Genomic DNA, 12,118 nt, shown 5'->3' on the forward strand with positions numbered 1-12,118 from the left:
CTTTTGGTGACAAAAAACAGACGATTCTGCTCTACAGCGCCGCGCCTCCTCTTGGACGCTTTTGCGGCTTACCGGCTCGGGCGCGGGTCGGCGAGCGCCGCCCGCATCATGTCACGCACCTGGCTTTCCATCAGCCTTGCCGTTTCCTTGCGGTTGGAGCCCTTGGAAAAGGCAACCGGCTCGCCGAAATGCACCTCGACGTCGAGCCCGCCTTCAGCCATCAGCACCTTGAGGTGCGGCATCAGATCCTGATCGCCGATCCAGGCGGCAATCGGCCGGTGCCGGCGGCCGAGCGGCACGCCGTGCAGGCGCGTATAGACGATCGCCACCGGCTGGATGAAGACCTGTTCCGCCGCTCCTTCGGAGATTGCCATAGAAGCGGCGCCGAACAGCGTGCTCTTGAACGGCAGGACCATGTTGCCGTCGCCGGTCGAGCCTTCGGCAAACAGCACCATGGCGTCGCCCTTGGCCATGCGGTTGGCGATCTCGCTCGCCTGATCGCCCGACGAGCGCTTGCGCTCGCGCTCGATGAAGACGGTGCGCTGCAGCTTCGACAGCATGCCGATCAGCGGCCACCCTTCCATGTCAGCCCTGGCGATGAACTTCACGTCGACCATGGAGCCGAGCACCATGATGTCGGTCCAGGAGATGTGGTTGGACGCAACCAGCAGCGGACGCTTGTCGGACAGCGCACCCCTGACGTGGATGCGCATGCCCAGCGCCCTGACGATCAGCCTATGCCAGATCTTGAGGATGAACGTTTCCGGCCACCAACCGGTCTTCATCGACAGTATCTGCAATGGCACGAGAATCAACGAGCCGGCGATGACGAGGCCCAGCGCCAGGAAAATCCTGATTTTTCCGATCATGCGGTCCTGGCCCTGCCCCGGCTTCTAGAGCGGTTCATCGTTTCACGGAAACGCCGAACCGCTCTATCTCTTTGTTTTTACGCAATTCCCTAGGGAAAGCGCTACGCGCTTTTCCCGGGAAAACCGTTTCACACTTTTCCTGGAATTTCTCTAGAACGACGTGCGTCCACTTTCGGGCCTGCGCTAGCGAAGATCGCGGCGCATGACAAGCGCGCCGGTGGGGCCGTGCTCCGCCGATCTGTAGTAATTGGCGCGCTTGCCGACCTCGCGGAAGCCCAGCCGCCTGTAGAGCGCGATGGCGGCGACGTTGGTCTCGTCAACCTCGAGGAAAAGCGCTTCGGCACGCTGCGCATGCAGCTCGCGCAGCACGGCATCCATCAATTGCCAGCCGAGCCCCTGGCGGCGGTGGGAGCGCGCCACCGCGACAGTGAGTATCTCGCCTTCGCCGGCCGCCAACCGCGCCAGCACGAAGCCGACCGGCGGCTTGGCGCCCTGCCCGGTCTCGCGCGCGGCGTAGCCGAACACGGTGTCCTGCTCGAGCAGCGCGGCGAATTCGCCGTCTGTCCAGGGCCGGACGAAATCCTCGCGATGCAGCGCGGAAACAGCCGGGCTGTCGGCAATCGTCAGCGGCACGAGCGCGTAGTCCCTGCGGCGCGGCTGGAGGAAGGGAATGCGCATCAGTTTTTCTGCCTTGGTAACATAAAACCAGCCTGCGGCTTTGCATCGGCGCCGCGCAAATAGAGCGGCTTTGGCTTTTCGTCTTCGCGCTTTTTGCCGGTACTTTGGGCGGCGGCCAGCCGGGCATAGACGGCGATGTCGGCGGTAGCGCTTGTCGGGCCGATGTCCAAGGTGCGGCCGGCCGCCGCGGCGATCTGCGTTGCCGCCGTGCCGGCAAGAACCGGAAAACCGTCAACCGCCATGGCGACGGCTTGCGAAAGCGTGGTCACCGCCGGACCATAGCGCAGAACCGAGCCTTCGTCGTAAAATGCCGCGTGGATTTCCTCGCGCCCGGCGTCGAGGGCGGAGAGCACCGCGCGGCCGGGAAATGTCGCTACAGCCTCGGCCGCCAGCGCTTCCAGCGTTGTCACGCCGATCGCCGGGATTTTCAGCGCCAGCGCCAGGCCGCGCGCCGCCGACACGCCGACACGCAGGCCGGTGAAGGAACCTGGGCCGACGGAGACGGCGATGGCGCCAAGGCCGGCATAGCCGGTTCCACCGGCCTTCAGGGCCTCATCGATGATTGCCATCAGATGCTCGGCATGGCCCTTGCCGAGATCAAGCACCGAACGGCCAAGCTCTTTGCCGGCCGCCGCGTCATAGACGCAGGCAGCGCAAAGATTGGCGGCGCAGTCGATGGCAAGCAACTTCATCAGGCGGCCGGTTGGAGCATGGGTTCGAAAACAGTGGTTCCCCTCTGCCTGCCATGGCCCGTCCCCGCAAGGGGATAATGCATAAATCGTTTGACGGCTTCGCTTCGACCTAGTCCGAAGGTAACGTTCGACGAACATAACCAGGAGCGCTATGCGACCTGCTCGATGCGCAACATATGGTTGTCCCAGACATAGTCCGGCTCGGAGCGTGTCGCACCGCCAGCTTCGACGATTTCGCCCGTGCCTGTCGTTGCCATGAAGCTCTTTCCATCCGGCGCCACGCCACAGACTTCGACCAGTGCGCTGGTGGCAAGGATGCGACCACTGGCCGCGTCGATGACGGCCAGTGAATTGCCTTCGGGCGAGGACACGGCGACGGTGCCGGCGGCAGGGTTCGCAGCGACCGAACCTATATAGTTCCTGAAGCCCGAGAGCACGTCCCGCGGCATGTCGAGCAATTGCAATTCCTTGCCGTGCGCGGCGCGGCCGACCAGCAGCGGATGATCGGTGCCCGGCCCCCGGTACTGGCAACCGAACCAGATCGTGCCGGATTGGTCGGCATCCATGTGACGGATCGATAGTTGGTGAAGTGCGGCCGGTAGTTCGTGCTTTTCAACCAGGTCGCCGGTGATCCTGTCGACCAGCACATAGGACGGCTTCATCGTCGCGATGTTGAGCTCGGCGCGGCCATAGTCCGGATGGGTCTCGATGCCGCCATTGGCGACGGCGATCGTTCGGCCATCGCCCAGCAGCAAAAGCTCGTGCGGCCCCATTCCGTAGGTCGGGAACTCACTGATGCGCTTGAATTTTTCGCGCGCGTCGTAGACGCCGACGACGCCGGCGGCATTGTCGAAATCGTTCTCGGTGGCGTAGAGCAGCGCACCGTCGGTCGAAAACACGCCATGGCCGAAGAAATGCCGGCCGGGGATGCTGGCGATGGTCAGCGGCGCGGCGCGGCCGGTGTGGTCGAAGACCACGGCAAAGGTGCCGGGCTGCCTGGCGAAGACCACCGAGCGCTTCGACACCGGATCGAAGGTGACGTCGTGGCCGCGGTCGGGCAGGTCGATCGCGTGCAGCAGCTTGCCGGCCTCGGACAGGATGGCGACGCCATAGCTGCCGTCGCGCTTGACGAAGGCGGTGGCAAAGACGGCATCCGTGCCAAGCGTCTTTACCCAGGCCGACGGCGCCATCGCCGCGATAAAACCCGCGCCTGCGGCCTTCAGGAAATCGCGGCGGTCGACCAAAGGCGTGCGCATCGCAACCATGGTTCAGTCTCCGTCCAGCGAGGAGAAGCCTGCGGTCAGTCCGAACTCGGCGGTCAGCCTGGTGCCGATCAGGGTCGTCAAGCTTGAGGTGATCAGCGAGAAATGATCGAGCTTGTCGCGCAGTGCGGAATCGGCGAGCGCCTTGTCGATCGGACCCTGGACCGACTTCGCGGTCGCGACACCGTTGACCAGCTGGATATGGATCGATTCCGCCATCCAGCGCGCATCCTCCGGCAAAGCATCGCCAAGTTTTGAGGCCTCAAACAGTGCATCCATGCCCGACAGATTTCCAGCCAGTGACGCGGTGGTGTTTTGCGAACGCCAATAGATCGCCTGTTTGGGCTTGTCGGCCTTCGGATTGCCGCCGAAGAACCCTTTCAGCCGCACGTCGCGGATCATCTCCAGCTCGTTGATGAAGACGCCGACCAATTCGGTCACCGCTTCGGTACCGTCGCGGTAGAGCGCATTTTGCGGCCCCGGATTGGCCCAGAGCGCGGCAAAGCCATCAGGCTTGTTCCAGGCGTCGCTGACATCGGCGGCAATCGTCTCGATATTGCCGGCGACAGCCGCGCCATAGGCGCAACGATAGGGATCGTCCTTGCCGGCGAGCGTTTCCGCGCCATCGCCGTAAAGCACGAATTCCAGCGCGCCGAGCCCTTGCATGGCGACGCTCTTGCCGGCCAATTGTACCGGATCGGTGGCGGTCGGATCCTTCCCCGCCAATGCCGCCTGCACCTGCCTCAGGCCGATGCTTTTCCGATCCGGCCAGTAAAGCATGCGTTCCAGCCGGTTGTTCTCCTTGATCGGCCCGAAGCCGATGATCTCGGCGACCGACCAGGCATCGACGGTGGCCGAGAACTCGGCACGCGCCGCATCGAGCTCCTTCTGCGAAGGCGCGGCGCACAGATTGCGCATCGATTTGGTCAAGGCTTCAGCGTGCTGGTGCAGGCCGGCATAGGCCGGACGGACGAAGCCGTCGATCGCTCGCTGGATGATTTCGGAGGCGTTCACCGCCGCCGACGCCGGGTGGGCACCGAGCAGAACCAGCGGTAGAACAAGAGCAGGCAAAAAACGTTTCAGCATCAGAGCGACTCCAGGAATTTCACCAGCGCATCGCGGTCGGCCGCATCGGCGGCGGCAAAGCGGTCGCGCGCCTTCTGCGCCTCGCCGCCATGCCAAAGAATCGCCTCGGCCAAGGTGCGGGCGCGCCCGTCATGCAGGAAAAAATTGTTGCCGTTGACCGTCTTGGTCAGGCCGACGCCCCATAGTGGCGGGGTCCGCCATTCGCTGCCCGTGGCCTCGCCCACGGCCTGCCCATCGGCGAGGTCCGGCCCCATGTCGTGCAGCAGGAAGTCGGAATAGGGCCAGATCAGCTGGAAGGCCTGCGCCTTGTTGGGCGCGTCGCGACGGGTGACGAATTTCGGCGTGTGGCAGGAAATGCAGCCCATGTCGTAGAACAGCTTCTTGCCGGCGAGCACTTGCCGTGTGTCGAGATCGCGCCGCGCCGGCACCGCCAGGTTTTGCGAATAGAAGGTGACGAGATCCATGACCGGCGGCGGCGCCTCGACCGGACCGAGGCGCTTCTGCACACCGTTCGGCATGGCAAGACACGCCTCTTCGGCGGCGGTGCAGTCGCCCTCGCTTTTCGGCATTTCGGGCGTCGAGATGCCAATGTCGCCCGAGAATGCGCCCGCCGCCTGCTCGCGGATCGACGGCTTCTGCGCCTTCCAGCCAAAGCGGCCAAGCGTCAGCTCGCTGCTCCGGCTGTCACGCACGATGTTGGGCTTGCCCGAGATGCCGTCATTGTCGCGGTCGTCCGGATCGGCATGGGCAAGGATGTCGGCCGGCGCGATCTGCTCGATCAGGCCGAGGCCGATCATCGGCGGCGTGAGACGCGGCGACAATGTGGTGCGCGGATCGAGCGGCCCGTATGCCAGGCCATCGACCGAATAGCTGGGCTTGCGCAGCGAAACGACGCTGCCGTCGCCGAGCGTCACCTTGTGTTCCTGATAGTCGACATGCATCCTGCCTTCGCCCTTGAGGCCCGGCACCGCCAGTTCCTGCAGTTGCGAGCCGTAGACCGGATCGGGGAAGTTGAGCACCTTGCGGTCGGCGAGCGCGGCTTTCTCCTCCTCATTGCCCGCATCGCGAGCCAGCCGCAGGAACATCGAGGTGGTGCCCGCGTCTCCTTCCGGCGGACGGCCGCGACCGTCCTTCAGATGACAATTCTGGCAGGCCCGTTCGTTGAACAGCGGGCCAAGCCCGTCCGAGGCCTGCGTCGAGGAGGGCGAGGACACCCAGTTCTTGCGGAAAAGGGCGTTGCCGAGCTTGAACGTGCCTTCCTCCTCGAAGGTGATGTTGGCGGAGGATTGCGAGAAGGCGTCGCGGTTGACGTCCTTCCGCGACGTGCCGGCGCCGCCCTGCATCAACTCGAATTGCTCGGGCTTGGAAAAATCCGACGTCGGCCGGGTGACGGCAATGACGCGCCTCAGATCCTTCGGCGTCAGATCGGTGCGGCTGGTGGCGAGGCCCGCCGGTTCCGGCGAGCCGGCCAGTGCCGAGGCGGCAAGCGACGCCAAAACGGCAAGCGAAAGCCCGCGAAGCAATCCATATCGCGGGTTTTGCTGGGACGGCAGGCCGGAGTTCCCGGCCCGCCGCAAGCGGCGCAAGAATCCTAGGGGGCGCCGCATTCCCGCATGTCCTTACTCCGATTCGTCCGCCGATGCGGCGTTGAGCTGGCCGTATTTTTCCTCGCCGATCGAGGCGAGCAGGTCGAGCTGCGTCTCGAGGAAGTCGATGTGACCTTCCTCGTCCGACAGCAAATCCTCGAACAGTTTCATCGACACGTAGTCGCCTGCTTCTTCACAAATCTCGCGCGACCGTTTGTAGGCGGTGCGTGCGTCATATTCGCCGGCAAGATCGGATTCGAGCACTTCCTTGACGTTCTGCCCGATGCGCAGCGGCGCCACGGACTGCAGGTTCGGATGGCCTTCGAGGAAGATGATGCGGGCCACGAGCCGGTCGGCGTGGTGCATCTCCTCGATCGATTCCGCGCGTTCCTTCTTTGCCAGCTTGGCGTATCCCCAGTCTTCCAACAGCCGGAAATGCACCCAGTACTGATTGACGGCGCCAAGCTCCAGAAACAGAGCCTCGTTAAGCCGCTCGATGATCTGCTTTTCGCCCTTCATGGGTTCTGCTCCCGTATTGGATGCGCAGGCCTCTGACGCGATCCAGGTGTGAAACGATATCCACGCCGCTCGCCTCCGAACGGGCGTGGTAGTTCTCGGTTACCCGAATGATCGTTTCGACCACATTTGGGAAGCAGCCGCAACAGCGACCGCGCTTCTGCATGGCATGATATATCTTCGCCGGCACGATTAGTTGCCAGGGATCCTGATCCAGCAGCCCGACGATCGTCTGCTCAATCTCCTTCTCGGTGATGATGTTGCAATGGCAGATCAGCATTCATTTGCTCTGGCTGACGGCGTTCCTCGCGCCGTGTGGCTGGTTTTGATGGAGACGATCCTGAAAGTCCGCCCTTCGGGATCGTGCTCAAGGCTTACTGGAACACCTTGTCCGGTGCGTCGAGGCTGTCGGAGCCCTCGAAGGCGATGCTGTTGAGCTTCAGGGCGCCGACGGCGCGTTCGATCGACTTGGTCTGGTCGATCAGCGCGCCGATCGCCGCCTGCACGGCGGCATTGCCCTCGGTGTTGCCCTCGGCGATCTGCTGGTCATAGGCCTCACCGGCAACCGCCCGCGCCTTGATCGCCTCCATCTTGGCGACACTGACATCCAGCTTGTCCGACAGTTCCTTGTCGATCGCCGGATCGGCGGCCTTGACCATGTCGGACACCGACGGCCCCTCGACCACGGTGCCGTCGAGCCTGACATAGCTGGCATGGTAAGCGGCGCGGATGCCGATCGCGTCATAGAGATGGGAGTTGTAGGTGTTGTCGGAGAAGCAGTCGTGCTCTTCCTCCGGATCGTGCAGCAGAAGGCCGAGCTTCATGCGCTCGCCGGCGAGTTCGCCATAGGACAGCGAGCCCATGCCGGTGAAGATGGTCGAGATGCCGGCATTGGGTTCGCCGTCGACGAGGTTCTTGCGGGCGGCGCCGCCTTCCTTCCAATCATTGACCATGTCCCGCAGGTCGGAAACCAGCAGGTCGCTCGCCGACTTCAGATACTGCGCCCGGCGGTCGCAATTGCCGCCGGTGCAATTGGCAAGGTCGTAGTCCGTATAGGGCCGCTCGCCAGCGCCCGGGCCGGTGCCGTGCAGATCCTGGCCCCAGAGCAGGAATTCGATGGCGTGATAGCCGATGGCGACATTGGCTTCGATGCCGCCGGCCTCCTGCAGCGTGCTGGAAAGGAATTCAGGCGTCAGGTTCGTGGCGTCGACCTTCTTGCCGTCGATCTCGATCTCCTTATTGGCGATCACATTGGCGGTGTAGAGCGAGTTTGCGTCGGACTCGGTGCCGTAGCTCTTGGCGACATAGTCGATCAGGCCTTCGTCCAGCGGCCAGGAATTCACCTTGCCCTCCCAGTCGTCGACGATCTTGTTGCCGAAACGGTAGACCTCGGTCTGCTGATAGGGAACGCGCGACGCTTTCCACGCCTCGCGGGCGGCGTTCAGCGTTTCCACCGACGGCTTGGCGAGCAGCGCGTCGACCGCCTTGTCGAGCGCCTGCGCCGTGGTCAGCGAATCCTCATATTTGGCCAGCGCGATGTCGGAATAGGTCTTGATGACTGCCTTGGCATCGGTTTCGGCCTTGGCGGGCAGCACGAACACCGCCGCCGTCAACATAGCGGTAGCGCAGATCGCAGCCAGCCGGCCGCCATTGCGTACTGTCATCATCGTTCTCCAGTTCCTTGGAAATTCAGTAAAAGGCGCACGCGCCGACCGGCCCCAGGGCATTCGCATGCCGTCAAAGGCAAGAGACGCCGCGCCATTGCGCGGTTCGCGGAAGAAAGACACCGAAATGCCTCCAATCGAAAGGGTTCAAGGCCCAGACATCAAAGGGATGCGCTTGACGCGCAGGCTCCCATAAAACGATGAAGGCGCTGGAAGTCAACTGGCATCGAAGAGAAAAATCAATTGAAACAACAGTTTAGAATAATTCTAAACTGCAAATATCAACTTTAAATTGCCTCGGGAGCCAGGTTTGCCGCGAGATCACGATTGACAGGTGGCCGTTCCGGGTGCGACCCGGACCAGGGCTCTTGCGGCGGCGCCAGACAATCGCCACCTGGCGGGACGTCCTAGAATCGAATGAGAAAATTGGGCTGCGATGAAGAACGGTGCGGTCATTGTCGGTGCGGGTCACGCGGGCGTGCAAGCGGCCGCCAGCCTGCGCGAGGAGGGTTACGACGGGCCGGTGATCCTTGTCAGTGACGAGAACGAGCTGCCCTATCACAAGCCACCGCTGTCGAAGACCTTCATCAAGGACCAGGAAGCCAAACCGCAGCCGCTGCGCGGCGAGGCCTTTTACACCGGCAGCACCATCGATTACCGGCCTGGCATCAAGGTCGAGGGCATCGATGCCGCGGCCCAAAGGCTGGAAATATCAGGCGGCGGCGCGCTGCCCTTCGACCGGCTGATCCTGGCGACCGGTTCGCGGCCGCGCATGCTGCCGCTGCCAAGGGCCGATCTTTCCGGCGTGGTGTCGCTGCGCTCGCTCGCCGACGCCCGGCTGATCCGCGAACTGAGCGCGCAAAGCGAGGATGCCGTTATTCTCGGCGGCGGCTTCATCGGGCTGGAGATCGCCGCGACGCTCAAGGCGGCCGGCCGCAAGGTGACCGTTGTCGAAGCCGTCGACCGGCTGCTCGGCCGCGCGGTGGCGCCGGTCATCGCCAGCCATGTGCGGCAGCGGCTGGAAGCCATCGGCGTGCGCATTCTCACCGGCACCACAATTGCCCGGCTGGAAGGCGAAAACGGCCGCGTCTCGGCGACCGTGACCTCGTCCGGCGAAAGGCTGCCGGCACAAATGGTCATCATCGGCATCGGCGTGGTGCCGAATGTCGAACTGGCGCAAGCCGCCGGCATCGCGATCGCCAACGGCATCCGCGTCGACCAGCAGATGCAGAGCTCGGTGCCGGAAATCCTCGCCATCGGCGATGCCGCCTCCTACCGGCACTGGTTCACCGGCGCGGACGTGCGGCTGGAATCGGTGCAGAACGCCACCGATCAGGCGCGGCTTGCCGCGCGCACCATTCTCGGCCATGCGGACGCCTTTACCGCAGTGCCGTGGTTCTGGTCCGACATTGGCGACATGAAACTGCAGATGGTCGGCCTGACCTCGGGCGGCGACAGCCATGTCGTGCTGGGCGACCTCGGCGAGAACAAGTTCTCGATCTACCACTATGCTGCAAACCGGCTGCTCGGCATCGAATCAGTCAACCGGCCAGGCGACCATATGCTCGGCCGCAAGATGCTCGGCGCCGGCTTTTCGCCGCCGCCGCAGACTGTGGCGGAGGGGCCTGATGGGCTGAAGGCGGCGCTGGCCGCCTTCCAGAACATGGAGCCAGCCAAGGCGAGTGCTTAGGGTTGCCAATTTTTGCCATAGGCAATAAAATCTCTCAATGAGCACAATGAATATCTCCCTGCCTGACAGCTTGAAGCATTTTGTCGATCGGCAAGTGGCGGATCGCGGCTATGGCACGAGCAGCGAGTATGTGCGTGAATTGATCCGTCACGATCAGGATCGTCAACGGCTGCGCGGTTTGCTCCTTGAGGGCGCGTCATCCGCGCCGGGCACTCCCGTTGACGACGACTATTTCGCAGCGCTGCGAAAACGAGCGCAGGGCCAATAAAATTAGGTGGCCACAAAGGCAATTATTCCTCGACACCTTGCTTTGCGGGATATCGAGGACGCTGTTGATTATTATGCACGCGAAGTCGGCTCGCACGTGGCGTTGGGCTATGTCGAAGACCTTCACAATGCCTACAAACTGATAGCCAGCCATCCGGCATCCGGCTCTTTGAGGTATGGGTACGAAATTGGATTGCCCGGCCTGCGTAGCGTGCAATTCAAGCGCTATCCATATCTGATTTTCTATCTTGAACAGACCGGCCATATCGATGTGTGGCGGGTGCTGCACGCCAAGATGGACATTCCGGCCTGGTTACAGAATCCGAACTCCTGACGGCACGTTCGGCATAGGCCGCCAGGAGATGAGGCGCTGCCCGTTCAGGCAGCGCACACTTCGCGGATCGAGCTTTCCAGAATGTCGAGCGCTTCGTTCATCACGTTGTCCTGGATGGTGATCGGCGCGAGAAAGCGGATGACATTGCCATAGACGCCGCAGGTGAGCAGGATCAGGCCCTTGTCGAGCGCCTTCAGCCTGACCGCATTGGCGATTTCTGCCGAGGGCAGGCCCTTCTTTACATCGTTGAACTCGACCGCGTTCATGAAGCCCGGACCCCGGATGTCGACAATCTCGGGCACATCGTCGCGGATCGACTGCAGCCGCTGCTTCAGCCGGGCGCCTAGCGCATTGGCGCGGTCGCAAAGCTTTTCCTCGTCGATCACGTCGAGCACGGCGTGCGCTGCGGCAACGCCGATCGGGCTGCCACCATAGGTGCCGCCGAGACCGCCGGGGTTCGGCGCGTCCATGATCTCGGCGCGGCCGGTAACCGCCGCCAGCGGAAAGCCGCCGGCCAGGCTTTTCGCCATGGTGGTGATGTCGGCGGCCACTTCGTGATGATCCATGGCGAACATCTTGCCGGTGCGGGCAAAGCCTGTCTGCACCTCGTCGGCGATCAACAGCATGCCGTGCTGGTCGCAGATCTTGCGCAGCGCCATCATGAAGTCGCGCGGCGCCTCGTAGAAGCCGCCCTCGCCCTGCACCGGCTCGACGATAATGGCGGCGACACGGGCCGGGTCGACATCGGCCTTGAACAAGCGGTCGAGTGCCGCCAGCGAGTCGGCGACGGAGACGCCGTGCAGCGCCACCGGGAACGGCGCGTGGAAAACGTCGGCCGGCATGGCGCCGAAGCCGACCTTGTAGGGCACGACCTTGCCGGTCAGCGCCATGCCCATGAAGGTGCGGCCATGGAAGCCGCCGGAAAAGGCGATGACCGCCGGACGGCCGGTGGCGTTGCGGGCGATCTTGATGGCGTTCTCGACCGCCTCGGCGCCGGTGGTGACGAAAATCGTCTTCTTGTCGAACTTGCCGGGCAGCATGGAGTTCAGCCGCTCGGCCAGCCTGATATAGCTCTCATAGGGCACCACCTGGTGGCAGGTGTGGGTGAAACGGTCGAGTTGCGCCTTGACGGCCTCGATCACCTTGGGATGGCGATGGCCGGTGTTGACGACGGCGATGCCGGACGAGAAGTCGATATAGCGACGGCCCTCGACATCCCAGATCTCCGAATTCTCGGCACGGTCGGCATAGATCTGGGTGGTCATGCCGACGCCGCGCGAGATCGACTGGTTCTTGCGTTCGGAAATGGCTGAGTTCTTCATTTTTGCCCCTCGCCGGGCCGGCGCCCGTTCTCGTTTGGATGACTGCCGGGAATTGTTCTGACCTTATTTCACGTTTTCCTCAAGTTGGCACCGTCGCCGGGCGATTGGGCCTGTCGCCGATGCGTCAACCGGCAGCTTAACCAAACCGCCCA

Annotated in this window: 13 protein-coding genes; 3 read left to right on the forward strand and 10 right to left on the reverse strand. The window is 63.2% G+C overall.

Going from position 1 to position 12,118, the window contains the following annotated elements:
• Positions 1–68: 68 nt before the first annotated feature.
• From MESS4_RS26630 to MESS4_RS26665, 9 genes are all read right to left on the reverse strand, one after another.
• Positions 69–869: a 1-acyl-sn-glycerol-3-phosphate acyltransferase gene (locus tag MESS4_RS26630; RefSeq protein ID WP_006337991.1), complete on the reverse strand. Its 801-nt coding sequence runs from the start codon at positions 867–869 to the stop codon at positions 69–71.
• 183 nt (positions 870–1,052) lie between these two features.
• On the reverse strand, positions 1,053–1,547 hold the full coding sequence (rimI, locus tag MESS4_RS26635) for a ribosomal protein S18-alanine N-acetyltransferase (RefSeq protein WP_006338003.1): 495 nt from the start codon (positions 1,545–1,547) through the stop codon (positions 1,053–1,055).
• Positions 1,547–2,239, reverse strand: a complete 693-nt coding sequence (tsaB, locus tag MESS4_RS26640) for a tRNA (adenosine(37)-N6)-threonylcarbamoyltransferase complex dimerization subunit type 1 TsaB (RefSeq protein ID WP_006338005.1) — start codon at positions 2,237–2,239, stop codon at positions 1,547–1,549. The genes rimI and tsaB overlap by 1 nt, the downstream gene beginning before the upstream one ends.
• Before the next feature lie 149 nt (positions 2,240–2,388).
• Positions 2,389–3,495, reverse strand: a complete 1,107-nt coding sequence (locus MESS4_RS26645) for a DUF1513 domain-containing protein (RefSeq protein ID WP_036242268.1) — start codon at positions 3,493–3,495, stop codon at positions 2,389–2,391.
• Positions 3,496–3,507: 12 nt separating this feature from the next.
• Positions 3,508–4,587, reverse strand: coding sequence for an imelysin family protein (locus tag MESS4_RS26650; RefSeq protein WP_006338007.1), 1,080 nt, complete (start codon positions 4,585–4,587; stop codon positions 3,508–3,510).
• Positions 4,587–6,194, reverse strand: coding sequence for a di-heme oxidoredictase family protein (locus MESS4_RS26655; protein ID WP_036242248.1), 1,608 nt, complete (start codon positions 6,192–6,194; stop codon positions 4,587–4,589). The genes MESS4_RS26650 and MESS4_RS26655 overlap by 1 nt, the downstream gene beginning before the upstream one ends.
• Positions 6,195–6,206: 12 nt before the next feature.
• Positions 6,207–6,692 carry a bacterioferritin gene (bfr, locus tag MESS4_RS26660; protein WP_006338009.1) on the reverse strand — a complete coding sequence of 162 codons (486 nt, stop codon included), beginning with the start codon at positions 6,690–6,692 and terminating at the stop codon, positions 6,207–6,209.
• Positions 6,658–6,969, reverse strand: coding sequence for a (2Fe-2S)-binding protein (locus MESS4_RS32820; protein WP_006338010.1), 312 nt, complete (start codon positions 6,967–6,969; stop codon positions 6,658–6,660). The genes bfr and MESS4_RS32820 overlap by 35 nt, the downstream gene beginning before the upstream one ends.
• Before the next feature lie 94 nt (positions 6,970–7,063).
• Positions 7,064–8,353: an imelysin family protein gene (locus MESS4_RS26665; protein ID WP_006338011.1), complete on the reverse strand. Its 1,290-nt coding sequence runs from the start codon at positions 8,351–8,353 to the stop codon at positions 7,064–7,066.
• Positions 8,354–8,789: 436 nt separating this feature from the next.
• Between MESS4_RS26665 and MESS4_RS26670 the strand changes: the two genes are divergently transcribed.
• From MESS4_RS26670 to MESS4_RS26680, 3 genes are read left to right on the forward strand one after another with little or no spacing between them, the layout of a single operon-like run.
• The gene (locus MESS4_RS26670; protein ID WP_006338013.1) at positions 8,790–10,043 is read left to right on the forward strand and encodes an FAD/NAD(P)-binding oxidoreductase; all 1,254 of its coding nucleotides are present in this window, start codon (positions 8,790–8,792) and stop codon (positions 10,041–10,043) included.
• 37 nt (positions 10,044–10,080) lie between these two features.
• A complete protein-coding gene (locus MESS4_RS26675) occupies positions 10,081–10,311 on the forward strand; it encodes a type II toxin-antitoxin system ParD family antitoxin (RefSeq protein WP_036242250.1) in 231 nt (76 codons plus the stop codon).
• Positions 10,312–10,317: 6 nt separating this feature from the next.
• Complete coding sequence (locus tag MESS4_RS26680; protein ID WP_006338015.1) at positions 10,318–10,644, forward strand: type II toxin-antitoxin system RelE/ParE family toxin; 327 nt, start codon at positions 10,318–10,320, stop codon at positions 10,642–10,644.
• 44 nt (positions 10,645–10,688) lie between these two features.
• On the opposite strand, the gene MESS4_RS26685 is transcribed toward MESS4_RS26680, so the two are convergent.
• A complete protein-coding gene (locus MESS4_RS26685) occupies positions 10,689–11,966 on the reverse strand; it encodes a 4-aminobutyrate--2-oxoglutarate transaminase (RefSeq protein WP_006338017.1) in 1,278 nt (425 codons plus the stop codon).
• Between the last annotated feature and the right edge of the window lie 152 nt (positions 11,967–12,118).

Origin of the sequence: Mesorhizobium sp. STM 4661, from assembly GCF_000359125.1 — a bacterium.
Classification (GTDB): Bacteria; Pseudomonadota; Alphaproteobacteria; order Rhizobiales; family Rhizobiaceae; genus Mesorhizobium.